This is a genomic window from Diaminobutyricimonas aerilata (genome assembly GCF_002797715.1).
GTDB lineage: Bacteria > Actinomycetota > Actinomycetes > Actinomycetales > Microbacteriaceae > Diaminobutyricimonas > Diaminobutyricimonas aerilata.
Map to the genome: position 1 here is coordinate 411,031 of NZ_PGFF01000001.1, position 22,380 is coordinate 433,410.

Genomic DNA, 22,380 nt, shown 5'->3' on the forward strand with positions numbered 1-22,380 from the left:
TTCGACGGGCTCAGGGACCGGGCGGTCGCTGAGCTTGTCGAAGCGGGGCGTGCGTGGCGGTCCATTCGACGGGCTCGGGGACCGGTGTCGGTGTCAGAAGACGTCGGGGCTGGGGGTGCTCGCGTAGCGGATCGCGACGTCGGCGTGGCGGTCGAAGCGGTAGCCCGCGCCGCGCACCGTGCGCACGATGTCTTCGTAGGCGCCGAGCTTCGAGCGCAGGCGGCGCACGTGCACGTCGATGGTGCGCTCGTTCGGGGCCTCCTCCTCGCTGTCGGCCCACAGCTTGGCGATGAGCTCGGCGCGCTCGATGGTGCGGCCCTCGCGCAGCACGAGGTACTGCAGCAGCTCGAACTCCTTGTAGGTGAGTCCGGCGTTCTCGTCGTCGATCACGACGCGCTTGCGGGAGATGTCGATCACGACGCCCTCGGCGCGGACCTCCTCCGGCTCGGGCTCCTGCCGGTGCTTGGCGAGCGCGGCCGGGTCCTGCAGGGCGAGCCGCACGACATCGACGTCGCGGCCGCCGGCGCTGCGCGGGGCGAGGGCGACGGCGGCGTACGTCTCGGCGGAGGGGGCGAGCTGGGCGGTGACCGCCTTGAGCGCCTCGACGAGCTGGCTCAGGTCGACGCCGTCGGCGGCGGCCTTCGCCTCGTCGATGCCGACGTAGAGCACGAAGCCGCGGGCCTCGGTGCCTTCGGGCACCGGACGCAACCGCGGCTGCTGGGTGGGGGTCTCCCGGGCGGGGGCCGGAGCGACGGCGTGGAGCTGAGCGGCGGTACGGGGACGGTCGAGGGTGGCGAGAGACATGGGAGAGAAGTCCTTGGGTGCGTCGACGACGCCGGTCATCACCGGAACGGTTCGTCGGAGGGGATGTCGAAGTAGAGGAAACCGCGCCGCGGATCTGCGGCGGTGGGTCCGGATCGCGTTATGCGCAGATATCCGGACGGGGCGAGAGGGAAGAAGTGCCGCTCACGCACACATTCGACAACACATGACCGTCGCCGCCGGCATCATCATGCCGGCGTTCCCGTGGGCCTCGAGGGAGGTCAGGGGACGTGCGAATACGGTCATGCGTGCAAGTTTCTTGCACCACCCGCCGGAAAGTCAAGCCGGCACGACGACAACGGACGCTCGGCGCCGCCGCTTAGGCTGAATCCGTGCTCACTCTCGCCGTCATCGTGCTGCTGCTCGGAGCGGTGTTCAACATCGTCGCCTGGCCGCAGTTCCTGCGCCGCGTCTCCGCCGACCCGCGGGCCAGGGATGCGCAAGGGAACGCGACCCGCTTCCTCACCGTGCACCGCGTGCTCGTGGGCATCGCCCTCGGAATCGCGGTGCTCTCGGTCGTCGCCGCCGTGGGGCTGCTGCTGGCCTGAGCGGCTAGTCGACGAGCGCGCCGAGGTTGTCGACGGTCTGGCTAACGATCGTCGGTCGGCGCCACCTGTTTCTGCAGTCCCGCGCGTTGTTCGGGCGAGAGGCGGTCGGGCCGGGCTTGTAGCCGATACCCTGCATCGTTCTCGTGCACCGTGAACGGGTCAGCGAGGACAGGCTGTTCTCGCAGCTGTCGGATTGCGGCGTCGAGTCGGTGGCGAGTCCATCCCAGTGCACTGACCAGTTGTGCTGCGGTCATGCGGTGCTGCGTGTGGCCGAGCGCGGCGGCGACGGTCATCGCATCGTCCACGGTCGGGGCCGCCAGGCCGCTGCCGCGAAGTTGCTCGGTCAGGTTTCCGAAGAACCGGCTCATGTGAGCGAGCCGGATACCCACCGGGCTGTCCTCGCCGAAGAAGGCGACGCCCTGTTGGGCGACATCGGCGACGCTCGCATGGCCGCTGGAGTCGGCGCGGATTGCTCGTGTCCACACATCGTCGCCGACCCTGTATCGCTCTTTGCGGCTGCCGGGCTCGACGTGACGTTCGACGAGTTCCATGCGCTCGAGGTACGCGATCGATTTGGACACGGATGCGGGGCTCACGCCGAGGTCGCGCACAAGGGCGGCAGCCGTCATGGTGTCGGTTGCGGAGGTGGCGAGGCGGGCGAAGACTCGCGCGGCCATTCGCGGCATCCCCGTCGCGGCGAGCGTGGAAGCGAGTTCGCTGATGAACGCGTCCCTGACATCCCCGGTGCCGCTCGCCGGCGTTGCGCTGACGCGCTTGCGACCGTCGCGGCGGTTCGCCTGGTGTGCTTCCGCTGCGTCGTAGTCGCGATGCCCGTTGCGGGAGACTTCACGGCTGACGGTCGACGTCGGGCGTCCGATCTGCCGCGCGATCTGTGCATAGGAGCGCCCTTGCGCGAGCCCGGACGCGATCGCCTGTCGATCCTCGAGATTCAGCCGACCCGCCGCCATCCGTCCTCCGATCGTGTCGCAACGCGTCGGATTGCGTTCACTGACATCGTTTCGCAACGATCTCACGATTCCTCGCACCTTACGTTGACGCTCCGAGAAACGCAACGTAGCGTTTCGTCAATCCGAAACATGATGGAGGGTGTGATGCACGTCTTGGCGATCTCGACGGTGAACGATAGCGACCGGTTCTGGGGTGGTTTGAAGAAGGCGCACGGGCGCCTACCGAAGGGCGCGACGTGGGTTCTCGCTCTGGCAGACACCGACGGGACGAGGGCGGTGAACGTGATCCGGTCCGAGTCGATCGAGGGGGTCCGAGCCGTTCTGGATGAACATGCGGGGCCGTCAGCGACCACCGAGTATTTCGAGGCCGACGCCGCCAACGCCATCGGCCTCAGCCTCGGTAAGTAGGGCCCCGCTGGTGTCCGCGCTCGCCCAGGTGCGCCCCCGGATCGCCGAGATCCTCGCCCGGTACCAGACCCCCGGCGCAACAGTCGGCATCCTGCACCGTGGTGAGCTCACCGAGCTCGCTTACGGCGTGAAAGACATCACCACCGGAGAGCCCGTGGCGTCCGACACGGTGTTCCAGTGCGGGTCGTTGACGAAGTCGTGGACGGCGCTGGCTTTCATGCAGCTCGTCGACGAAGGCGAAGTGGCGCTGGATGAACCGGTGCGTAGCTACCTACCGGAATTCCGGGTGGCCGACCCGGCCGTGAGCGCCCAGGTGACGTCACGGCAGTTGCTCAATCACACGAGCGGGATCGAGGAGTCCTTCGGTGACCCGGGCGACGACGACGACGTGTACGAGCGGATGGTCGAGGCCGTCGCGGATGCGCCCCAGGTCAGCCCCTTCGGCTCCGTCCATGGATACAGCGCCGCCCTCGGGTACGCGATCCTCGCCCGCATCATGGAGGTCATCGACGGCAAGCCCTGGCACCGGATCATGGCCGAGCGGCTCTTCACCCCGATGGGGATCACCGACACCCACGCCTGGCGCGAAGAGGTCGACACGGCCCGTGCAGCCCGCGGCCACCTGATCCGCTCGCTCGGCGAGGGACCGATCCCCACGCCAGTGGACGACCTGCCCCGTGCGTTCGGCGCTGGCGGCGCGATCACCTCCACCATCCGTGACGTGCTCGCCCTGGCTCACGTCTACCTTCACGCCGGCCTCGCCCCGAACGGCCAGCGCATCGTGTCCGCGGCCGCGATACGCGAGATGACGACCTCACGGGTGCCGATCCCCGACCCCTACACTCTCGGCCGAGAATGGGCGCTCGGCCTCGTCGTCGCCGACTGGCACGGGCACACCGTCTATGGACACGACGGCAGCACGATCGGGCAGAACGCCCGCCTGCGCATCCTCCCTGACGATGACCTCGCGTTGGCCCTGCTCAGCAACGGCGACCCTCGCGAAGGCCGCCACACGGAGATCTTCAACCTCATCCTCGAGCAGTTGGGGACCGTCACCATCCCCCCGCTGCCGACCCCCGACCCGAGCATCGTCCTCGACCCGGCGCGCTACGTCGGCGTGTTCGAACGACCCGGCACCCGTTTCGAGGTCACCGCGGAACAGGGCACGCTCCAGCTCCACCTCGAGGTCGACTCCATGCAGGCGGCGATCATGGGCACACCCGACCGCATCACCCACGACCTCCTTCCCATCGACGACACCCACTTCCTCATGCCGCCGAACACGCTGCTCGAGGAAGCGCAGACGGCGGCGATCTTCGGCTTCCGTGACGGGCGCGCCCACTACCTCCACACCAACGCCCGTCTCCACCCTCGGAGATCGTGAGGGCCCGCACCGTGCATCGCAACGTGCCGCTCACCCCTGAAGGGGCGATGCGTCTAGTCGACGAGCGCGCCGAGCGACTCGGCCACCGTCACCGCGAGGGCGGCGTCGATGTGCACGCCGCGCCAGTCGATGCCCGCGAGGGTCGCGCCGGCCGCATCCGCGCCGACGAGGTCCGCGCCGCGCAACCGGGCGCGGGAGAGGGTCGCCTGCACGAGCGACGCGCCCCGGAACGACGCCTTCTCGAGGCGCGCATCCGTGAAGTCGGCTTCGTCGAGCTTGACGCCCGCGAACGACACCTCGCGCAGGTCCGCGGCGAACAGGCTCGTGAGACTCCAGTCGCCTCCGACGACGGTGAGCGGACGCAGCGCGCATCCCATGAACTGGCTGCCCGAGAGCTTGCAGTGCTCGAACGTCGCGTCGAACATGCTCACCTCGCGGAAGGTGCACGTGGCGAACCGGGTCGAGCGGTGCACGGATGCGTTGAGGCGGCCGCCGAGGAACTCGCAGCCGTCGAAGACGGTGCCGGCGGTCACGACCTCGGTGAGGTCGCAGTCGATGAAGACGCAGCGCTCGAAGCGTTCCGCTCCGAACGTGCGTCCGTACCAGTCCTCGGACTGGAAGGTGCGTCCGCTAGACGGTTCCATACAGCCGGTCGCCGGCGTCGCCGAGCCCGGGCACGATGTAGCCGACCTCGTTGAGCTTCTCGTCGAGCGCGCCGAGCACGATGGTCACGTCGCGGCCCTGGGTCGCCTTCTCGACGGCGGCGAGCCCCTCCGGGGCCGCGATCAGGCAGATCGCGGTCACATCCACCGCTCCGCGGTCGAAGAGGTACTCGATCGCGGCGATGAGCGAGCCGCCGGTGGCGAGCATCGGGTCGAGCACGAACGTCTGGCGGTTCGAGAGGTCGTCGGGGAGGCGCTCGGCGTAGATGTCGGGCTGCAGCGTCTCTTCGTTGCGCACCATGCCGAGGAATCCGACCTCGGCGGTGGGCACGAGCTTGACCATGCCGTCGAGCATGCCGAGGCCGGCGCGCAGGATCGGCACGACGAGCGGACGCGGGTCGGCGATCGCGACGCCGGTCGTGGTGGCGACGGGCGTCTCGATGGTCACGTCGACCGTGCGCACGGACCGCGTCGCCTCGTAGGCGAGCAGGGTCACGAGCTCTTCGGTGAGGTTGCGGAAGGTGGGCGACGGGGTGGACTTGTCGCGCAGCACCGAGAGCTTGTGGGTGATGAGCGGATGGTCGGCGACGTGGACTCGCATAAGGTCAACCTATCGTCAGGAGGGCATGTGGACGGGGTCGGCAGCTGGATGCGCGAGGCGCTCGCCGAGGCGCGGTTGGCGCTCGACACGGGCGACGTGCCGGTCGGGGCGATCGTGCTCGACGGCAGCGGCGCGGTGATCGGCCGTGGCCGCAACGAACGCGAGCTGCGGCAGGATCCGACGGCCCACGCCGAGGTGCTCGCGCTGCGCGAGGCGGCCGCGGCGACGGGGGACTGGCACCTCACCGACGCGACGCTCGTCGTGACGCTCGAGCCGTGCGTCATGTGCGCGGGCGCGATCCTCTCCGCCCGCGTGCCGCGGGTCGTGTTCGGCGCGTGGGACGAGAAGGCGGGCGCCGTCGGCAGCGTCTACGACGTGCTGCGCGACCGCCGGCTGCCGCACACCGTGGAGGTCTTCGCCGGCGTCGACGCCGACGCCTCCGCGGCCCTGCTCACGGAGTTCTTCGAAGCGCGCCGCTGAACTCCCGTCCCCGGTGAGTTGCGGACTTCTGCGGGAATGACGCGCGCCGAAGCCGCAGATGTCCGCAACTCACCGACTGGGGTGGAGGCGTGGGGCCGGGTCAGTCGGCGGCTTTGATGACGATCGCGTCGGTCGACGGGTTGTCGGCGCCCGCCGGCAGGTACACGTCGGGCTCGAGGTAGATGACGCGGGCAGTGGGCACCTGCTCGCGGATCGCCGTCTCGAGCGCGTTGATCGACGTGGCGACCTCGGTGAGGCGGGTCTGACGCGGGAAGGCGACCTTCGCGCCGACGAGCAGCTCGTCGGGTCCGAGGTAGAGGGTCTTCAGGTGGATGAGTGCCTCGACCTCGGGGTGCTGGTTGATCACCCCGCGGATCTTCGCCACATCCGCGGCGCTCGCGCCCTCGCCCACGAGCAGGCTCTTGGTCTCGACGCCGAGGATGATCGCCACGACGATGAGCAGCACGCCGATCGCGATCGTGCCGATGCCGTCCCACATGGCGTCGCCGGTGAGCACGGTGACGCCGACTCCGACGAACGCGAACACGAGGCCGAGCAGCGCCGCGGTGTCTTCGAGCAGCACGACGGGGAGCTCGGGCGCCTTCGCGCGCCGCACGAACTGCACCCACGACTGGTTGCCCTTCAGCGGGCGGGACTCGCGGATGGCGGTCCGCAACGAGAACGACTCGAGCACGATCGCCACGGCGAGCACGAGCAGCGGCAGCCACCACTGCTCGAGCGGGTGGGGGTGGGTGAGCTTCTCCACGCCCTCGTAGAGCGAGAACACGCCGCCGACGGCGAACAGGATGATCGACACGACGAACGCGTAGACGAAGCGCTCGCGACCGTAGCCGAACGGATGCGCCTCATCCGCCGCCCGACGCGCCTTGCGTCCGCCGAGCAGCAGCAGCAGCTGGTTGCCGGAATCGGCGAGCGAGTGCACGCCTTCGGCGAGCATCGAGCTCGACCCCGAGAACGCCCACGCGATGAACTTGGTGATCGCGATGCCGACGTTCGCCAGCAGTGCCGCGATGATGGCCTTGCTGCCACCCGATGCGCTCATGGTCCGCCCTTCCCGGTGCTTCTCCCAAGTTACACTCGGCGCGTGAGCGACTCCCTCCCCACCATCGCCATCCTCGGAGCGGGTTCGATGGGCGGCGCGATCCTCGGCGGGCTCCGCTCGGTGGAGGTCGACGGCGGCATCCGCGTCACGAACCGCACCGCCGCGAAAGCCGACGCGATCACCGGCGAGAACGTGTTCTCACTCGCCACCGAGGTCGACGCCGACGCGAACCGCCGGGCGGTGTCGGGCGCGCGCATCGTGGTGCTCGGCGTCAAGCCGGTGGGCATCGTGCCGCTGCTGACCGAGATCGCGGATGCGCTCGAGCCGGATGCGGCGGTCGTGAGCGTCGCGGCCGGCGTGCCGCTCGCGGCGATGGAGGCGGTGTGGGGCGGTGCGCTGCTGCGCGCGATGCCGAACACCCCGTCGCTCGTCGGGCGCGGCGTCACCGGCGTGGCGTCCGGTTCCCGGGCGGGGGAGTCGGACCTCGCGCTCGTGGTGCGCCTGTTCGAGACGGTGGGCTCGGTGCTCGTCGTGGAGGAGTCGCGCATCGACGCCCTCAGCACGATCTCCGGGTCGGGTCCTGCGTACGTCTTCTACCTGATCGAGCAACTCACTCGCACCGCCATCGATGCCGGCTTCACGCCGGAGGAGGCGGCGCTCATGGTGAACGACACGTTCCTCGGCGCCGCGGAACTGCTGCGCGCCTCCGGCGTCCCCCCGCAGGAGCTGCGTCGTCGGGTCACGAGCCCGAACGGCACCACGGAGCGTGCGATCGCGGAGCTCGAGACCGCGGACCTGAAGTCGCTCTTCGACCGGGCGACCGCATCCGCCCTCGCTCGCGCGAAGGAGATCGCGGCCGGCGCCTGACCCGCCCGGGAGCTCGCGAGCTGCGCCGGTCGGGTAGGCCGTTCACGGCCGTATCGAGACCTCGGAGGGCGTCCGTCGTCGGACTGCGCGGTATGGACGTGCCGCGCGTTCTCCACGGTGCCGCCGACACTTCCGCGGCGGGCGAAAGGATGCGCGGCACCCGTCGATCGCGGTCGGCGCCCGACCCGCCCCCGGAGCCCGCGACGACCCGCCTCGGGAGCCCGCGATGGCCCACGCGGGTCGGCGAGTTGGCGAAAACCACGCGAACGGGTTCGCCTTGGCGATGTTCTCGCCGACTCGAGGATCGAGTCGCGATGCTCGCCGGTCGAGTAGGCCGTTCACGGCCGTATCGAGACCTCCATGGGGGCGCCCGACGTCGGAGTGCGGGAGGGCGGGGTCAGCCCTGCACGGAGGCGAAGCGCTCGATCGCGCCGCTCGTGCCCGACACGATGATGAGGTCGTGGTTCGAGATCACGGTCTCGGGGGTGGCGTAGGTGAAATCCTTGCCCGGAGGCTTGACCCCCACGACCGTCACGCCGAACTTGCGCCGCACCTGCGACTCCCCGAGCGGCAGACCCCGGATGGGCTTCGGCGGGTACATCTTCACGATGGCGAAGTCGTCATCGAACTCGATGAAGTCGAGCATCCGCCCCGACACGAGGTGCGCGACGCGCTCGCCGGCCTCCGCCTCGGGGTAGATCACGTGGTTGGCTCCGATGCGCGCGAGGATCTTGCCGTGCGACTGGCTGATGGCCTTCGCCCAGATCTGCGGGATCTTGAGGTCGACGAGGTTCGCGGTGATGAGCACCGACGCCTCGATCGACGAGCCGACTGCCACGACCGCGATCGCGAACTCCTGCGCACCGATCTGGCGGAGGGCGTCGATGCTGCGCGCATCCGCCTGCACGGCGTGGGTGACCCGCTCCGACCACTTCTGCACGAGACCCGCGTCCGCGTCGACGGCGAGCACCTCGCGGTCGAGACGGTCGAGTTGGCCGGCGGTGGCCGCGCCGAAGCGTCCGAGTCCGATCACGAGCACCGGGGCGTCGTGCGGGATCTTCTCAACCAACGATCGGCCTCTCCTCGGCGTGCCGGAACAACTGTCGCCGCTGGCTGGCGGCGAGCGCCGCGGCGAGCGTCACTGTACCAATGCGTCCCATGAACATCGTCGCGGCGAGCACGTACTGTCCGGAGTCCGGCAACGCCGCCGTCAGCCCCGTCGACAGGCCCGAGGTCGCGAAGGCGGAGATCACGTCGAACAGCACGTGATCCAGCGGAGCCTTCGAGATCTGCAGGATGATGATCGACGCCGCCGCGACGGTCGTCGCGCCCCAGAGCACCACGCTCACGCCGAGGCGCAGCACATCCGACGGCACGCGCCGTTCGAACGACTCCATCTCGTCGTTTCCGCGCGCCTCCGCGAACGCGGCGAGGAACAGCACGGCGAGCGTGGTGACCTTGATGCCGCCGGCGGTCGACGCGGATCCGCCGCCGATGAACATGAGCATGTCGGCGACGAGCAGGCTCGAGCCGTTGAGCTCGGCGATGTCGATCGTCGCGAAGCCGCCCGACCGCGTCATCATCGACAGGAACAGCGCCTGCAGAATCTGCTGCCCCGGATCGAGGGCGCCGAAGGTGTCGCGGTTGTCGAGTTCGAGCAGGTAGAAGGCGAAGCCGCCGAGCACGAACAGCAGCAGCGTGGTGACGAGGGTGAGCTTCACGTGCAGCGACCAGCGCCGCGGCTCCTTGTGGTTGCGCAGCAGGGCGTAGATCACCGGGAAGCCGATCGCGCCGAGGAAGACGCCGACCATGATGAGCCCGAGGAACCAGATGTCGCTCGCGTACGGCTCGATGCCTTCGCTCGTCGGCAGGAATCCGGTGTTCGTGAACGCCATCACCGAGAAGTAGAACGACTGGTAGAGGGCGTCGAGCAGCGGCACGCCCTCGATCAGGATGCGCGGCAGCAGCAGCAGCGCGACCGCCACCTCGATCACGAGGGCGCTGACCGCGACGGTCAGCAGCAGGCTTCCCGTCTCGCCGAGACGCACGGCCTGCGCTTCGGTGACGCCCTTGCGGATGCGCAGCGGGTTGGCGTCGCTCGCCGCGAGGAGCCGCTGACGCAGCCCGAGCTTGCGGGAGATGACGAGACCGAGGATCGAGGCGACCGTGAGCACGCCGATGCCGCCGATCTGCACACCGAGCAGGATGACGCTGTGGCCGAAGCCCGACCAGTAGGTGGCCATGTCGACCGTGCTGAGCCCGGTGACGCAGATGACCGAGACGGCCGTGAAGACCGCGTCGGCGAGGGGCGGCACTTCGCCGCTCGCCGTCGAGATGGGCAGCGAGAGCAGCCCCGTGAACAGCACGATGAGGCCGGCGAAGATGTAGATGCCGAAACGCGCCGGGGTACCCGCGGCGATGCGGTCGATCGAGTCCCGGATGCGGCCCAGGACGGACTTGCGCTTTACGGGCGTGCTGCCCATCCGCTTCCTTCCCGTCGGGCGACGAACCGACGACATGGTAACCCCGGCCCCCGGCGCTCACGGACCCGTTGGATACCCTGGGCGGGTGCCCGACATCTTCGACGTGATCGCCGACGCCACCCGCCGCGACATCCTGGCCGCGCTGCTCGAGAGCCGCAGCGGCGGTGACACCGCCGCGGGAGAGCTCAGTGTGGGGCAGCTCGTCGAGCGGCTGAGCATCAGCCAGCCCACCGTGTCCAAGCACCTCAAGGTGCTGCGCGACCACGGGCTCGTCACGGTGCGCGATGCCGCACAGCACCGGTACTACCGGGTCGACGGCGCCCCGCTCGTCGAGATCGAGAGCTGGATCGCCCCGTTCATCGACGCCGAACTCGATCCGGCGGACTCGGATGACACCGCCGTGTTCGCGGCGTGGGCGGGCACCGACGTCGCCGATCGGGTGGGCCGGGCGGCCGCGGAGACCGCCCATCGCGCCTCCGCACCGCTGCGCGCGGTGAAGCACCTGGTGGACCGCACCGGGCGCCGGTGAGATCCCTCCATTTACACCGCGACACTCCTGCCCCTATATTCGAGTTCCAGCACTCCAGTCACACCAGCACCGGAGGCACGGCCCCCGGGAGGAGCACGCGCATGTCGCCGGATCTGTCGGATGTGCGTTTCCTCACTGTCGCCGAGGTCGCGCAGATGATGCGCGTCTCGAACATGACGGTGTACCGGCTGGTGCATTCGGGCGAGTTGCCGGCCGTGCGTTTCGGCCGGTCGTTCCGCATCCCGGAATCGGCCGTCGCGATCGCGATCGACGCCGGCAAGCGCGACGTCGGCTGACCCGCTGGTCGGCTCCCCGCGAAACGTAGTACACTCGGCGGGTTGTGTTTTCCGCGGTTCTGAACGGACCGGTCGGTTCCGTCAGTAGGCAGTGAGGTACACATGGGCTCCGTCATCAAGAAGCGCCGCAAGCGTATGGCGAAGAAGAAGCACCGCAAGCTCCTTCGCAAGACGCGTCACCAGCGTCGCAACAAGAAGTAAGTCCCCGGACTTCCGGACGCCAGGCCCTCGGGCCTGGCGTTCGTCGTTTCCGGCCTCGTCCCGAGCGACCCGGCTCCGTGCCCGTGCTTCGGGAGGCGGTCTCCTCTACTGTGGGGGCGTGACGGTGCACGTGACCCTGCTCGGCAAGCCGGGCTGTCACCTGTGCGACGACGCCCGGGCCACGGTGCAGCGGGTGCTCGTCGATCATCCGTCCGTCCGGTTCGACGAGCGCTCGATCCTCGACGACGCCGACCTGCTCGAGAGATACGTGGAGGAGATCCCCGTGGTGCTGATCGACGACCGGGTGCACACCATCTGGCGGGTTGACGAGTCCCGACTGCGGGCGGCGCTCGCCGAGGCCGGCGCATGATCCGCCACGTCGTCACCTGGAAGCTGCGCGCCGTCGACGAGGCGCAGCGCGACGCCGACGCGCAGGCCATCGTCGATCGCCTGCGTTCCCTCGTGCCGCTCATCCCCGAGATCAAGTCGCTCGAGGTGGCGCGCAACACCGCCTATCCGGAGCAGAACTGGCACGTCGTGCTCATCGCCGACTTCGATGACCTCGACGGCCTCGAGACCTATCAGCAGCATCCGGCACACCTCGAGGTGGTGTCGTTCGTGCGCTCGGTCGTCGCCGAGCGGGCGAGTGTCGACTTCGAAGCCCCGAGCCGCGTGATCTGACCGCGCCCGGGCGGCCGGTCCCTGAGACGTCGGTCCCTGGGCCTGGCGGTCCCTGAGACGTCGGTCCCTGAGCCAGTCGGTCCCTGAGCCTGTCGGTCCCTGAGCCTGTCGAAGGGACGCCCCGGCTCAGTCGGCGAGGATGAGGTAGAGCGCCCGGCGCGTCTCGTCGAGCTTCTCCGTCGCTGCGGCCCGCTGTTCGGGAGTCGCGGCGAAGCGGAACTGCTGCACGACGCCCATGAGCTTGCCGACGCTCGCATGGAACTCGGCGTCCTCCTCGGTTGCGCCGGCGACGGCCTGCCAGGCGCGATCGAGCTGCTCCTTGTTCTCCTCGACGTAGGCGCGACCGGCCTCGGTGAGGTCGAACTGCGTGCGTCGGCCGTCGCCGCTCGACACGATCAGCTCTTCGTCGACGAGCTGCTGGAGCGTCGGGTAGACGGATCCGGGGCTGGGGCGCCAGGCGCCGGCGGTCTTCTCGGCGATGGCTTTGATCAGGCCGTAGCCGTTCGAGGGTCCGTCGGCGAGCAGGGAGAGGATGGCCGAGCGCACGTCGCCGCGACCGGCTCGCTGGCCGCCGCGCGGACCGAATCCGGGACCGAAGCCGGCGCCGGGACCGAAGCCCGGTCCCCGCCCGCCTCGCCCGTGTCCGTGTGGGCCGCGCAGCGCGAAGCCGTGCCGGAATCGCCCGCCGTCGTGCTGGTGGCCGTCGTGATCGTTCTCGTGGTGACGGTGGTGTTCGTGGGTGTTCATGATGTTCGCCTTTCATAGCGTTGTGTCGCGAACGGCTCGCGATGCGTCAAAGATATATCGGCGAAGTCGAAACGTCAATAGTTGCTGCGTCGGGTATCCGCTGGCGGCCTGCGGCGGGTGGGGCTACCATGCGGACATGTCGGCCACCGTCGCCCTCGCCCTGTGCGGCAGCCTCCGCACCGGCTCGCTGCACGCGGCGCTGCTCAGCGCCGTCGCGGCCCGCGCGCCGCACTTGCGTTTCGTCGGCGGCAGGCTCGTGCCCGACCTGCCGCTCTTCCGCGACGACCTCGACCCCGTGCCCGCGGCGGTGCGCGAGTTCCGCCTGCTCGCCGAAGCCGCGGACGTCGCGATCATCTCGTCACCGGAGTACCTCGAAGCGCCCTCCGGCGTGACGACCAACGCGCTCGCGTGGCTCGCGGGCTGCAACGCGCTCGCCGGTACGCCCACGCTCCTCATGAGCGCGTCGCCCGGACGTACCGGCGGCGTGCGCGGGCTCGCCGGGCTGCTGCCCGCGGTGCTCGCGCTCGGTGCCCGCCCGATCGACCCGGTCGTCGTCGCTCACGCGACCGACCGCATCCGCCCCGACGGGGAAGTGCTCGACGCGGGACTCGACCTGCGCCTGCAGATCGCCGTCGACGACCTCGCCGCGGCCGTGGGCGCGCCGGCCGCAGCCGTCTCCTGACGACCGACTCGATTTCCCGTCCCGATTTGCGGGTGTCGGCGGTGCGCACCCGCGATTCGAGACGGGAGACGGCGTGCGTCGCTGCGGGTCGGAGCCGGGCTGCCGATCGGGTTACGGGGTCAAGCGGTTGGGTCCGCGGAAGAGGTAGGTCACCTCGCGGATCGAGGGCTGGTGCAGCAGCAGCATGATCACGCGCTGCAGGCCCATGCCGAATCCACCGTGCGGGGGCACCCCGTAGCGGAAGAAGTCGAGGTAGAAGCCGAGCTCCTCCGGGTCGAGGCCCTTCTCGCGGGCCTGCGCCTCGAGCACGTCGATGCGGTGCTCGCGCTGCGCTCCAGTCGAGATCTCGACGCCGTTGAAGATGAGGTCGTAGCTGTTCGTGAGACCCGGGTCGCCCTCGTGACGCATGTGGTAGAACGGCCGGATGCTCGACGCGTAGTCGGTGAGGAACACGAACTCGTGGCCGAACTCCTCCTTCACGTACGCGGCGATGCGGCGCTCGCCCTCCGGGTCCATGTCGTCGTCGGCGCGCGGCACCTCGTAGCCGCGCTCGGCGACGATGCGCTTCGCCTCGGCGAGCGGGATGCGCGGGAACGGCGTGGTCGGCACGGTCACCTCGAGGCCGAAGAGGGCCTCGATCTCGGCACCGTGCTTCTGCTTGACGGCAGTCAGGCCGGCGACGAGCAGCTCCTCGTGCATCCGCATGACGTCTTCGTGCGAGTCGACCCAGCTCATCTCGGCGTCGATGCTCGTGAACTCGGTCGCGTGGCGGCTCGTGAAGCTCGGGTCGGCGCGGAACGCCGGGGCGACCTCGAACACCTTGCCGAAACCGGCGGGCTGCGCCATCTGCTTGAAGAACTGGGGGCTCTGCGCGAGGTACGCCTTGCCCTCGAAGTACTCGACCTCGAACAGCTCGGCCCGCGACTCCGACGCGCTCGCCATGAGCTTGGGGGTCTGGATCTCGATGAAGTCGTGCTCGACCCACCAGGTGCGCAGCGCGTGCAGGAACGTCGTCTGCACGCGGAAGATGAGGTTCTGCTCCGGACGGCGCAGGTCGAGGAAGCGCCAGTCGAGGCGCTTGTCGATGCTCGAGTCCTCGGCGATGGGCGTCTCGGCGATCGCGTGCGTGATCACCTCGAGCGTGCCGATCTTCACCTCGATGCCGCCGAGCTTGACGCGTTCGTCGTGCTTGAGCTCACCGGTGACGGTGATGAAGCTGCCCTGGCTGAGGCCGCTGATCGTCTCCGTGATGGCCAGGCGGCCGGCGGATGCCGCATCCGTCTCGTCGAGCTCGCGGACGGCGGGGTTCACCAGCTGCACCGCCCCGGACTCGTCGCGCAGCACGACGAACTGCACCTTCTTCTGATCGCGCACCGTGTCGACCCATCCGCTGACGGTGATGGGGCCGTCCTGCTGGGCGGCGAGATGCTTGATCGGGGTGCGTGCGGTCACGGGGCACGAGTCTAGTCGCGAGCGGGACGGCGGGCCCCGGGCCGACGGGGAGGGACACCCATCCGCCGATTTTCGACACGGCGTAGAAAACGTAGACTGGAAGGTATGCCGGCGACGCTCATCCACCTCGTCCGCCACGGCGAGGTGCACAACCCGGACCGCGTGCTCTACGGCCGCCTGCCCGGGTTCGGGTTGAGCGATCTCGGCCACCGGATGGCGGAGCGCGCCGCCGCGCACCTGCAGGGTCGCACCATCGTCAAGCTCTATGCGAGTCCGCTGCAGCGCACGCAGGAGTCCGCGAAGCCCTGGTCGGACCGCTTCGGACTCGAGATCACGACCGATGAGCGCCTCATCGAACCGCACAACAAGTTCGAGGGCCGCCGGGCCTCGTTCGGTCCGGGGTTGTTGACGCAACCAGAGACCTGGCCGTGGATGAGCAACCCGCGTCGCCCCAGCTGGGGCGAGCCCTTCGTCGACATCGCGGCACGGATGCTCTCGGTCGTGCACGACGCGTGGTCGTCGGTCGATGACGGCGAGGTCGTGCTCGTGACCCACCAGCTGCCGATCTGGATGGTGCACCGCTCCGTGAACGGAAAGAAGCTGTACCACGACCCGCGCCGGCGTCGCTGCAGCCTCTCGAGCATCACGACCCTCGAGTACCGCGAGAGCGCCCCCACCTCGTTCGCCGAGATCGACTATCAGGATCCTGCGGCAGACTTGCTCGCCGAATCCGTCGACCTGGGAGCCGTGTGACCCGCCGAGCCCTCGCCGTCGCCGCGCTCGGGGTCGCCCTCGCGCTGGCCGGCTGCACCGCGAGCGATCCTCTCGCCGAGGAGTACCGCGACGGCGGCGACCAGAACTACATCTCCGGCGACGGCGCCGTCGTCGAGATCGCGCCCGACGACCGCGGCGAACCCGTCGAGTGGACCGGCGAGACCCCCGACGGCACGGAGTTGTCGAGCGACGACCACGTCGGGGAGGTCTACGTCGTCAACTTCTGGTACGCCGGATGCCCGCCGTGCCGCGCCGAGGCCGACGACCTCGAGGAGGTCGCCGCGGCGGTGGCGGACGACGACGTGCAGCTGATCGGCGTGAACACCACCGACGACGCCGAGACCGCCGACGCGTTCGCCCGCACCTACGAGGTGAGCTACCCGACGGTGCTCGACGCGGGCACGAACTCCGTGCAGCTCGCCTTCGTGAGTGACGTGCCCCCGAACGCGGTTCCCACGACGCTCGTCCTCGACCGGGAGGGCCGGGTGGCCGGCCGGATCAGCGGGCGACTCGAGGCCGCCTCGATCCTCGAGTCGATGATCGACCGCGTGCTCGCCGAGGCCGAGTGATGGGGTCGCTCGTCGAGAGCGGCAGCCTCGTCGCGGCCCTCCCCATCGCCCTGCTCGCAGGCCTCGTCTCCTTCGCGTCGCCGTGCGTGCTGCCGCTCGTGCCGGGATACCTCGGCTACGTCACCGGGATGACCGACGGCACCTCGGCCCGGCGGGGGCGGATGCTCGCAGGAGTCGGCCTCTTCGTGCTCGGCTTCACCGTGGTGTTCCTCGCCTGGTTCGTGCTCATCGGCACGGTGGGCGTGTTCCTGCTGCAGTGGGAATGGCTGCTCTCGCGCCTCGCCGGCGTCGTCGTGATCGTCATGGGCGTCGTCTTCCTCGGTCAGGTGACGTTCCTGCAGCGCACGGTGAAGCCGTCGTGGCAGCCGCGCGCCGGACTCGTCGGCGCGCCGCTGCTCGGCGCCGTCTTCGCCCTCGGCTGGACGCCGTGCCTGGGCCCGACGCTCGTCGCGGTCTCGTCGCTCGCGGTGCAGGACCCGCCGCGCGCGGCGCTCCTCGGCCTCGCCTACTGCCTCGGGCTCGGCATCCCGTTCCTGCTCGTCGCCCTCGGCCTCGGCTGGGTCGGCAGCTCCCTCACCTGGGTGCGTCGCCACATCCGCGCCGTCAACATCGCGGGCGGCGTCGTGCTCATCGTCATCGGCGTGCTCATGGTGACGGGCATCTGGGCCGTGCTCATGTCGCGATTGGGGGCGGTGATCAGTGGCTTCGAGACCGTCCTCTGATGAGGTGACCGCGGGCGAGCGCACGCACGACCCGCTCCGCCCGTCCGACCACTTCGACGCCCCCGCCGGCACCGTGACCCAGCCGAAGCTCGGCCCCGTCGGCTACCTGCGCTTCTTCTGGCGGCAGCTGACGAGCATGCGCACCGCGCTCATCCTGCTGCTGCTGCTCGCCGTGGCCGCCGTGCCGGGTTCGCTGTTCCCGCAGACGAGCTCCGACCCCAACGGCGTCGTGCAGTTCAAGCGCGACAACCCCGACGCCGTGCCCGTGATGGACTTCTTCCAGCTGTTCGACGTCTACACCTCGGTGTGGTTCTCGGCCATCTACCTGCTGTTGTTCGTCTCACTCGTCGGCTGCATCATCCCGCGCGCCAAGCACCACTACGACGCCCTGCGCGCGCGGCCGCCGCGCACCCCCGCCCGCCTGCAGCGCCTGCCTGCGTACGCGACGGCCGACACGACGGCGGATGCCGCGGTCGCCATCGACGAGGCACGCAAGCTGCTGCGCTCCCAGCGGTACCGCATCGAGCCCTTCCCTTCGACAGGCTCAGGACAGGCGGAGGGCCGCGACGGAGCGTCCTCGCTGTCGGCGGAGCGCGGGTACCTGCGCGAGACCGGCAACCTCGTCTTCCACAGCGCGCTCGTCGGCATCCTCGTCGCCGTCGGCGCGGGCGGCGGATTCAGCTACACCGGGCAGAAGGTGATCGTGCAGGACCGAGCGTTCACCAACGCGCTCACGAGCTACGACAGCTTCAACCCCGGCCGGTTCTTCGACGAGTCCGCGCTCGAGCCGTTCAGCATCCGCCTCGACGACTTCACCGCCGAGTACGAGGAGAACGCCGAGACGCGTCAGCCGCAGGCGACCGACTTCGAGGCGAAGGTCACGACGACCACCCAGGACGGCACCGAGAAGCAGCAGACCATCAAGGTCAACCACCCGCTCGAGATCGGCGGTAATCAGGTCTACCTGCTCGGCAACGGGTACGCCCCGGTCATCACGGTGCGTGACAGCACCGGGGCGGTCGCGTTCTCCCAGCCGGTGCCGTTCCTGCCGCAGGACGGCAACAACACCTCCCTCGGGGTCATCAAGGCACCGGATGCCCGACCCGACGACCTCGCCTTCCTGGCCTTCTTCTATCCGACCGCGGCGCCGCTCGAATCGGGGGCGCTCACCTCGGTGTGGCCGGAGCCGGAGCTGCCCGTGCTGAGCATGAACCTGTACACCGGTGACCTCGGGCTCGACGAGGGCGTGCCCCGCAACGTCTACGCGCTCGATGTCGACGAGCTCGAACAGCGCACCGGCGGCGAGACGGGCATCGATCCGATCGTGCTCGAACCCGGCGGCAGCGCGGACCTGCCCGACGGTCTCGGATCGGTGACCTTCGAGGGCATCCAGCGCTTCGTGAGCCTCGACATCCACCACGACCCGACGCAGGGCTGGGTGCTGCTGTTCGCCGTGCTCGTGATCGCGGGTCTGCTCACGAGTCTCTTCGTGCCGCGCCGCCGCATGTGGGTGAAGGCCACGCCGATCGACGGCGGCACCCGCCTGGAATACGCGGCGCTCGCGCGCGGCGACGACCCGAACCTCGAGCGCGCGGTGGCCGATCTCGCCACGGCGCACGCTCAACGACTCGAACGTAGGATGCACTCGTGAACGACGCCCTCACCTCGTATTCGCTCGTCGCCGCCGTGTCGGCGATCGTGGTGTACGCGCTCGCCTTCATCGCGTTCACGATCGACCTCTCCCGCCGCGCCGCCCGCCGGGGTGAGACGGCGGCGGCCCAGCCGGCCGTCGCATCCGCTTCGGGGGGCACCACCACCCTCGTCGCCGCTCCGGTCGCCGTCGACGAGCGCTCCGCTCGCACGCCCCGCTTCGCGCGGGTCGGCCTCGCGCTCACGACCATCGGGTTCCTGCTCGGCGTCGCCGCGGTCGTCACGCGCGGCATCGCCGCGGGCGGGCGCGTGCCGTGGTCGAACATGTACGAGTTCGCGCTCACCGGCACGACGATCATCGTCGGGGTGTTCCTGCTCGTGCACCTGTGGCAGCGGATCGAGTACCTCGGCACCTACATCACCGGGTTCGCGTTGCTCGCCCTCGTGCTCGCGACGGTCAACTTCTACGTCGGGCCCGTGCCGCTTCCACCGCCCCTGCAGTCGGTGTGGATCGTCGTGCACGTGTTCGTCGCGATCCTCGCCACGGGGTTCTTCGCCCTCGGCGCGGGACTCTCGATCGCGCAGCTGCTGCAAGCACGGCGTGAGGCGCGTCGTTCGGGCCTCACCTTCCTGCGCACCCTGCCGGGAGCGGAGGCGCTCGAGAACCTCGCCTACCGGGTGAACGTGATCGGCTTCGTGTTCTGGACCTTCACGCTCGTGTTCGGCGCCATCTGGGCCGAGCGGGCCTGGGGCCGTTACTGGGGCTGGGACACCAAAGAGGTGTGGACCTTCATCATCTGGGTCATCTTCGCCGGGTACATCCACGCCCGCGCGACGCGCGGATGGCGCGGATCACGGTCGTCGTGGCTGGCCATCGTCGGATTCGCGGCGGTGCTGTTCAACTTCACCATCGTGAACCTCTTCTTCAAGGGGCTCCACGTCTATTCGGGGTTGTGACCCCGCGCCGACCGACGGTCAGAGTCCGCGGCGCATGACGCGCGGCCGGTCGTCGAGCGGACGCCAGCGGTAGTACAGCACCACTGCGACCAGCCCGCTCATGAGCGCGACCGCCGCCGATGCGAGCGTCGTGATCCCCAGCACATCCACCATGATGCAACCCCCTGCTGCTCCCGTTAACCAGACAGAGGGGTCCACCCCCGGGATCATGACGCGGATCGCGGAAATCCGTCCGAATCCGTCCCGAACCCATCCGGACCGTCGAGCAGGGCGCGGCACCGCCGGAGCCGGTCGAGCCACCATGCCGTGCGCTCGGGGCTCGCCGCGTGCCGGTCGAGCAGCGTCGCCGACACGGTCGGGCGCCGCACCTCGACGCGTCCCAGGCGGGGCAGCAGCGGGTCGTCGGTGACGTCGGCGCTCAGCAGCGCCGCGGTACCGAGGCCGTGATCGAGACCCGGGTCGGGCAGGCTCGCGGCGAGATGCGCTCCCATCGCGATGCCGACCGACGTGTCGAGCGCGCTCGAGACGACGGCGGGCAGTCCGGCGGCCGCGACGATGCGCCGCGCTGCCGTCACGCCGCCGAGCGGTTGCGCCTTGACGATCAACAGGTCGGCGGCACCCTCGCGGGCGACGGCGAGGGGATCCGCTGCCTTGCGCACGCTCTCGTCCGCCGCGATCGGGATCGCGAGGTCCGCGATCCGCTCGCGCAGTTCGGCCAGTTCCGGCACCGTGGCACACGGCTGCTCGGCGTACTCGAGGTCGAACGGGGAGAGCTCGCGCAGCGCGTGCTCCGCCTCATCGACGTTCCACCCGCCGTTCGCGTCGATCCGGATGCGCCCTTCGGCCCCCATCCGCCGACGCACCTCGCGCACGCGGGCGACGTCGTCCGAGCGGGTCTGCCCGCGTTCGGCGACCTTCACCTTGACGGTGCGCACGCCGGGGAACCGGTCGAGCACCGCGGCGACCCGCTCGGGCGGCACGGCGGGCAGGGTCGCATTGACGCGCACGTCGCCGGCCCCGAGATGCGGGGTCCAGCCGAAGTCGATCGCGGCGGCGAGCCACGCGGCCGCCTCCGCGTCGTCGTACTCGACGAACGGCGAGAACTCGGTCCAGCCCTGCGGGCCCTCGATGAGGAGCGCCTCGCGCACGTCGATGCCGCGGAACCGCGTCGCGAGCGGCAGTGCGACGACGCGGGCCCGGTCGACGAGTTCCTCGACGGAGGGCAGCATCCGTTCAGTGTGGCACCGCTCGCCCCGCCTGTCGCCGTGTGGCCCGCCGAGCGTGCCTCCATCCGACGTTTCCGAGGCGGATCGGCGCTTCAAACGTCGGATGGAGGCACGCTCGACGGGTACGAGGGCGCCGGCGGGCCGGATGCGGGGCGCCGGGGCGACGGGCCGGCGTCCGGGCGCCGCGGTTAGGGTGGGGACGTGAACGACCAGCGCGATCCCGGCGGCGCGGTGCCCGCCACCCCGCCGCCCGCCGCGGCGTCTGCGCCATCCCCGGCCCCCGACCCCGCCCCGGTCCCCGAGCCCGTCGGAGGGCCCACCCCGACGGCGCCTGCCTCGGCGACTGAGCCGGCCCCGGTCCCTGAGCCCGTCGAAGGGACCACCCCGGCCGACTCGCCGCGTCCGCGCAACCGGGTGCTCGGCATCACGACGTTCGTGCTCGCGCTGCTGCTGCTCGCCGGCAACATCGTCGGCATCGTGCTCTCCAATGATCCGGCTACCTTCGTGGTCGCCACCGGAATCGCCTACGTCGTCATCTTCGGCTCGCTCGTCACGTTCCTGATGGGTGCCGTCGCGGCCGTCGCGAACCTCGGTCGCGGGTGGGGCTTCGGTGCGATGGCGGTCAGCTTCGTCGCCAACCCCTTCGTCATGCTGTCGGTGCTCAACCTGTTCTCGGGAGTCGGCGCGTGACCGTCTCGGAGCTGTTCGACCCGTCGGAGTGGACCGACGTCGCGGGCTTCGACTCGCTCACCGACATCACCTACCACCACTCCACCGACGGGCGCATCGCCCGCGTGGCGTTCGATCGCCCCGAGGTGCGCAACGCGTTCCGCCCGCACACCGTCGACGAGCTCTACGCGGCCCTCGACGACGCCCGCCGCAACCCGCGCATCGGCGTCGTGCTCCTCACCGGCAACGGCCCCAGCCCGAAAGACGGCGGCTGGGCCTTCTGCTCGGGCGGTGACCAGCGCATCCGCGGACGCTCCGGCTATCAGTACGAAGGCGACGACGCGACCGCGCCGTCCCCGGAGCAGACCGCGTCGCTCGGTCGGTTGCACATCCTCGAGGTGCAGCGCCTCATCCGCTTCATGCCGAAGGTCGTCATCGCCGTCGTGCCCGGATGGGCGGCCGGCGGCGGGCACTCCCTGCACGTCGTCTGCGACCTCACGATCGCGAGCGCCGAGCACGGCCGTTTCAAGCAGACGGATGCGGATGTCGGCTCGTTCGACGCCGGGTACGGCAGCGCGTACTTCGCCCGGCAGATCGGGCAGAAGGCCGCGCGCGAGGTGTTCTTCCTCGCCCGCGAATACTCCGCTCAGCGGGCGTACGAACTGGGTGCGGTGAACGCCGTCGTGCCGCACGCCGACCTCGAACGCACCGCGCTGGAGTGGGCGCGCGAGGTGCTCACCAAGTCGCCGACCGCCATCCGGATGCTCAAATTCGCGTTCAACGCGGTCGACGACGGGCTCGTCGGGCAGCAGGTGTTCGCCGGCGAGGCCACCCGCCTCGCCTACGGAACGGACGAGGCCGTCGAGGGACGCGACGCGTTCCTCGAGAAGCGGGCGCCGGACTGGTCGCCCTACCCGTGGCACTTCTGACCCGGACGCA

29 protein-coding genes are annotated in these 22,380 nt (G+C 70.0%); 18 read left to right on the forward strand and 11 right to left on the reverse strand.

Annotated features, from left to right (window positions below; all coding sequences use genetic code 11):
- Positions 1-93: 93 nt before the first annotated feature.
- Positions 94-804, reverse strand: a complete 711-nt coding sequence (locus tag CLV46_RS02085) for a winged helix-turn-helix domain-containing protein (RefSeq protein WP_100365831.1) — start codon at positions 802-804, stop codon at positions 94-96.
- A gap of 350 nt (positions 805-1,154) precedes the next feature.
- Here CLV46_RS02085 and CLV46_RS02090 point away from each other — a divergent pair, with 350 nt between their 5' ends.
- Positions 1,155-1,370, forward strand: coding sequence for an SCO4848 family membrane protein (locus tag CLV46_RS02090; protein WP_100363263.1), 216 nt, complete (start codon positions 1,155-1,157; stop codon positions 1,368-1,370).
- Between the two features lie 41 nt (positions 1,371-1,411).
- Here the strand turns inward: CLV46_RS02090 and CLV46_RS02095 are convergent, their stop codons facing one another.
- Entirely contained in the window at positions 1,412-2,404 is a 993-nt protein-coding gene (locus tag CLV46_RS02095) for a GbsR/MarR family transcriptional regulator (RefSeq protein ID WP_211282127.1), read from the reverse strand.
- A 75-nt stretch (positions 2,405-2,479) separates the two neighbouring features.
- Between CLV46_RS02095 and CLV46_RS02100 the strand changes: the two genes are divergently transcribed.
- Positions 2,480-2,746 carry a hypothetical protein gene (locus tag CLV46_RS02100; protein ID WP_211282128.1) on the forward strand — a complete coding sequence of 89 codons (267 nt, stop codon included), beginning with the start codon at positions 2,480-2,482 and terminating at the stop codon, positions 2,744-2,746.
- A gap of 10 nt (positions 2,747-2,756) precedes the next feature.
- Complete coding sequence (locus CLV46_RS02105; protein WP_211282129.1) at positions 2,757-4,130, forward strand: serine hydrolase domain-containing protein; 1,374 nt, start codon at positions 2,757-2,759, stop codon at positions 4,128-4,130.
- Positions 4,131-4,183: 53 nt separating this feature from the next.
- On the opposite strand, the gene CLV46_RS02110 is transcribed toward CLV46_RS02105, so the two are convergent.
- On the reverse strand, positions 4,184-4,774 hold the full coding sequence (locus tag CLV46_RS02110) for a pentapeptide repeat-containing protein (protein ID WP_100363266.1): 591 nt from the start codon (positions 4,772-4,774) through the stop codon (positions 4,184-4,186).
- On the reverse strand, positions 4,761-5,393 hold the full coding sequence (gene upp / locus CLV46_RS02115; RefSeq protein ID WP_100363267.1) for a uracil phosphoribosyltransferase: 633 nt from the start codon (positions 5,391-5,393) through the stop codon (positions 4,761-4,763). Before upp ends, CLV46_RS02110 begins: the two co-directional genes overlap by 14 nt.
- Before the next feature lie 48 nt (positions 5,394-5,441).
- Here upp and tadA point away from each other — a divergent pair, with 48 nt between their 5' ends.
- Positions 5,442-5,873 (forward strand): tRNA adenosine(34) deaminase TadA, encoded by a 432-nt coding sequence (tadA, locus tag CLV46_RS02120; RefSeq protein WP_100365833.1) that lies wholly within the window; start codon positions 5,442-5,444, stop codon positions 5,871-5,873.
- A gap of 100 nt (positions 5,874-5,973) precedes the next feature.
- Here the strand turns inward: tadA and CLV46_RS02125 are convergent, their stop codons facing one another.
- Positions 5,974-6,936 carry a cation diffusion facilitator family transporter gene (locus tag CLV46_RS02125; RefSeq protein ID WP_100363268.1) on the reverse strand — a complete coding sequence of 321 codons (963 nt, stop codon included), beginning with the start codon at positions 6,934-6,936 and terminating at the stop codon, positions 5,974-5,976.
- 42 nt (positions 6,937-6,978) lie between these two features.
- Between CLV46_RS02125 and proC the strand changes: the two genes are divergently transcribed.
- The gene (gene proC, locus CLV46_RS02130) at positions 6,979-7,803 is read left to right on the forward strand and encodes a pyrroline-5-carboxylate reductase (RefSeq protein WP_100363269.1); all 825 of its coding nucleotides are present in this window, start codon (positions 6,979-6,981) and stop codon (positions 7,801-7,803) included.
- A gap of 397 nt (positions 7,804-8,200) precedes the next feature.
- Here the strand turns inward: proC and CLV46_RS02135 are convergent, their stop codons facing one another.
- On the reverse strand, positions 8,201-8,872 hold the full coding sequence (locus CLV46_RS02135; protein ID WP_100363270.1) for a potassium channel family protein: 672 nt from the start codon (positions 8,870-8,872) through the stop codon (positions 8,201-8,203).
- The gene (locus tag CLV46_RS02140) at positions 8,865-10,286 is read right to left on the reverse strand and encodes a TrkH family potassium uptake protein (RefSeq protein ID WP_100363271.1); all 1,422 of its coding nucleotides are present in this window, start codon (positions 10,284-10,286) and stop codon (positions 8,865-8,867) included. The genes CLV46_RS02135 and CLV46_RS02140 overlap by 8 nt, the downstream gene beginning before the upstream one ends.
- A gap of 85 nt (positions 10,287-10,371) precedes the next feature.
- Between CLV46_RS02140 and CLV46_RS02145 the strand changes: the two genes are divergently transcribed.
- The 5 genes from CLV46_RS02145 to CLV46_RS02165 all read left to right on the forward strand — a co-directional run bounded on the left by CLV46_RS02145 (position 10,372) and on the right by CLV46_RS02165 (position 11,993).
- Positions 10,372-10,815, forward strand: a complete 444-nt coding sequence (locus tag CLV46_RS02145; RefSeq protein ID WP_100363272.1) for an ArsR/SmtB family transcription factor — start codon at positions 10,372-10,374, stop codon at positions 10,813-10,815.
- A 101-nt stretch (positions 10,816-10,916) separates the two neighbouring features.
- A complete protein-coding gene (locus CLV46_RS02150; RefSeq protein WP_100363273.1) occupies positions 10,917-11,111 on the forward strand; it encodes a helix-turn-helix domain-containing protein in 195 nt (64 codons plus the stop codon).
- Between the two features lie 102 nt (positions 11,112-11,213).
- The gene (locus CLV46_RS02155; protein ID WP_003792170.1) at positions 11,214-11,312 is read left to right on the forward strand and encodes a 30S ribosomal protein bS22; all 99 of its coding nucleotides are present in this window, start codon (positions 11,214-11,216) and stop codon (positions 11,310-11,312) included.
- A 118-nt stretch (positions 11,313-11,430) separates the two neighbouring features.
- Positions 11,431-11,682, forward strand: a complete 252-nt coding sequence (locus CLV46_RS02160; protein WP_100363274.1) for a glutaredoxin family protein — start codon at positions 11,431-11,433, stop codon at positions 11,680-11,682.
- On the forward strand, positions 11,679-11,993 hold the full coding sequence (locus tag CLV46_RS02165) for a Dabb family protein (RefSeq protein ID WP_100363275.1): 315 nt from the start codon (positions 11,679-11,681) through the stop codon (positions 11,991-11,993). The genes CLV46_RS02160 and CLV46_RS02165 overlap by 4 nt, the downstream gene beginning before the upstream one ends.
- A 126-nt stretch (positions 11,994-12,119) precedes the next feature.
- Here the strand turns inward: CLV46_RS02165 and CLV46_RS02170 are convergent, their stop codons facing one another.
- Complete coding sequence (locus CLV46_RS02170; RefSeq protein WP_100363276.1) at positions 12,120-12,740, reverse strand: PadR family transcriptional regulator; 621 nt, start codon at positions 12,738-12,740, stop codon at positions 12,120-12,122.
- 136 nt (positions 12,741-12,876) lie between these two features.
- On the opposite strand from CLV46_RS02170, the gene CLV46_RS02175 reads away from it, so the two are divergent.
- Positions 12,877-13,422 carry an NADPH-dependent FMN reductase gene (locus tag CLV46_RS02175; protein ID WP_157802195.1) on the forward strand — a complete coding sequence of 182 codons (546 nt, stop codon included), beginning with the start codon at positions 12,877-12,879 and terminating at the stop codon, positions 13,420-13,422.
- Between the two features lie 111 nt (positions 13,423-13,533).
- Here the strand turns inward: CLV46_RS02175 and aspS are convergent, their stop codons facing one another.
- On the reverse strand, positions 13,534-14,874 hold the full coding sequence (aspS, locus tag CLV46_RS02180; protein WP_100363278.1) for an aspartate--tRNA(Asn) ligase: 1,341 nt from the start codon (positions 14,872-14,874) through the stop codon (positions 13,534-13,536).
- A 105-nt stretch (positions 14,875-14,979) separates the two neighbouring features.
- Between aspS and CLV46_RS02185 the strand changes: the two genes are divergently transcribed.
- From CLV46_RS02185 to ccsB, 5 genes are read left to right on the forward strand one after another with little or no spacing between them, the layout of a single operon-like run.
- Entirely contained in the window at positions 14,980-15,627 is a 648-nt protein-coding gene (locus tag CLV46_RS02185) for a histidine phosphatase family protein (RefSeq protein WP_100363279.1), read from the forward strand.
- The gene (locus CLV46_RS02190) at positions 15,624-16,217 is read left to right on the forward strand and encodes a TlpA family protein disulfide reductase (RefSeq protein ID WP_245866435.1); all 594 of its coding nucleotides are present in this window, start codon (positions 15,624-15,626) and stop codon (positions 16,215-16,217) included. Before CLV46_RS02185 ends, CLV46_RS02190 begins: the two co-directional genes overlap by 4 nt.
- Positions 16,217-16,939, forward strand: coding sequence for a cytochrome c biogenesis CcdA family protein (locus CLV46_RS02195; protein WP_100363281.1), 723 nt, complete (start codon positions 16,217-16,219; stop codon positions 16,937-16,939). The genes CLV46_RS02190 and CLV46_RS02195 overlap by 1 nt, the downstream gene beginning before the upstream one ends.
- 4 nt (positions 16,940-16,943) lie before the next feature.
- Complete coding sequence (resB, locus tag CLV46_RS02200) at positions 16,944-18,590, forward strand: cytochrome c biogenesis protein ResB (RefSeq protein ID WP_245866436.1); 1,647 nt, start codon at positions 16,944-16,946, stop codon at positions 18,588-18,590.
- Positions 18,587-19,546, forward strand: coding sequence for a c-type cytochrome biogenesis protein CcsB (gene ccsB / locus CLV46_RS02205; protein WP_100363282.1), 960 nt, complete (start codon positions 18,587-18,589; stop codon positions 19,544-19,546). The genes resB and ccsB overlap by 4 nt, the downstream gene beginning before the upstream one ends.
- An 18-nt stretch (positions 19,547-19,564) precedes the next feature.
- Here ccsB and CLV46_RS17040 read toward each other — a convergent pair whose 3' ends face one another.
- Together CLV46_RS17040 and CLV46_RS02210 are read right to left on the reverse strand one after the other, a co-directional pair.
- Positions 19,565-19,699 carry a hypothetical protein gene (locus tag CLV46_RS17040; protein ID WP_281253538.1) on the reverse strand — a complete coding sequence of 45 codons (135 nt, stop codon included), beginning with the start codon at positions 19,697-19,699 and terminating at the stop codon, positions 19,565-19,567.
- A gap of 53 nt (positions 19,700-19,752) precedes the next feature.
- Positions 19,753-20,775, reverse strand: a complete 1,023-nt coding sequence (locus tag CLV46_RS02210; protein WP_100363283.1) for an o-succinylbenzoate synthase — start codon at positions 20,773-20,775, stop codon at positions 19,753-19,755.
- Between the two features lie 198 nt (positions 20,776-20,973).
- Between CLV46_RS02210 and CLV46_RS16605 the strand changes: the two genes are divergently transcribed.
- Both CLV46_RS16605 and CLV46_RS02220 read left to right on the forward strand, forming a co-directional pair.
- Positions 20,974-21,462, forward strand: a complete 489-nt coding sequence (locus tag CLV46_RS16605; protein ID WP_157802196.1) for a hypothetical protein — start codon at positions 20,974-20,976, stop codon at positions 21,460-21,462.
- Positions 21,459-22,370: a 1,4-dihydroxy-2-naphthoyl-CoA synthase gene (locus CLV46_RS02220; protein ID WP_100363285.1), complete on the forward strand. Its 912-nt coding sequence runs from the start codon at positions 21,459-21,461 to the stop codon at positions 22,368-22,370. The genes CLV46_RS16605 and CLV46_RS02220 overlap by 4 nt, the downstream gene beginning before the upstream one ends.
- Positions 22,371-22,380: the final 10 nt, after the last annotated feature.

Coding starts and splice junctions, on each gene's coding strand:
- CLV46_RS02155 (WP_003792170.1), top strand. CDS start 11,214: ATGGGCTCCGTCATCAAGAAGCGCCGCAAGCGTATGGCGAAGAAGAAG.
- CLV46_RS02085 (WP_100365831.1), bottom strand. CDS start 804: ATGTCTCTCGCCACCCTCGACCGTCCCCGTACCGCCGCTCAGCTCCAC.
- CLV46_RS17040 (WP_281253538.1), bottom strand. CDS start 19,699: ATGGTGGATGTGCTGGGGATCACGACGCTCGCATCGGCGGCGGTCGCG.
- CLV46_RS02195 (WP_100363281.1), top strand. CDS start 16,217: ATGGGGTCGCTCGTCGAGAGCGGCAGCCTCGTCGCGGCCCTCCCCATC.
- CLV46_RS02110 (WP_100363266.1), bottom strand. CDS start 4,774: ATGGAACCGTCTAGCGGACGCACCTTCCAGTCCGAGGACTGGTACGGA.
- CLV46_RS02210 (WP_100363283.1), bottom strand. CDS start 20,775: ATGCTGCCCTCCGTCGAGGAACTCGTCGACCGGGCCCGCGTCGTCGCA.
- CLV46_RS02125 (WP_100363268.1), bottom strand. CDS start 6,936: ATGAGCGCATCGGGTGGCAGCAAGGCCATCATCGCGGCACTGCTGGCG.
- CLV46_RS02150 (WP_100363273.1), top strand. CDS start 10,917: ATGTCGCCGGATCTGTCGGATGTGCGTTTCCTCACTGTCGCCGAGGTC.
- CLV46_RS02175 (WP_157802195.1), top strand. CDS start 12,877: ATGTCGGCCACCGTCGCCCTCGCCCTGTGCGGCAGCCTCCGCACCGGC.
- CLV46_RS02185 (WP_100363279.1), top strand. CDS start 14,980: ATGCCGGCGACGCTCATCCACCTCGTCCGCCACGGCGAGGTGCACAAC.
- CLV46_RS02170 (WP_100363276.1), bottom strand. CDS start 12,740: ATGAACACCCACGAACACCACCGTCACCACGAGAACGATCACGACGGC.
- upp (WP_100363267.1), bottom strand. CDS start 5,393: ATGCGAGTCCACGTCGCCGACCATCCGCTCATCACCCACAAGCTCTCG.
- CLV46_RS02165 (WP_100363275.1), top strand. CDS start 11,679: ATGATCCGCCACGTCGTCACCTGGAAGCTGCGCGCCGTCGACGAGGCG.
- tadA (WP_100365833.1), top strand. CDS start 5,442: ATGCGCGAGGCGCTCGCCGAGGCGCGGTTGGCGCTCGACACGGGCGAC.
- CLV46_RS02140 (WP_100363271.1), bottom strand. CDS start 10,286: ATGGGCAGCACGCCCGTAAAGCGCAAGTCCGTCCTGGGCCGCATCCGG.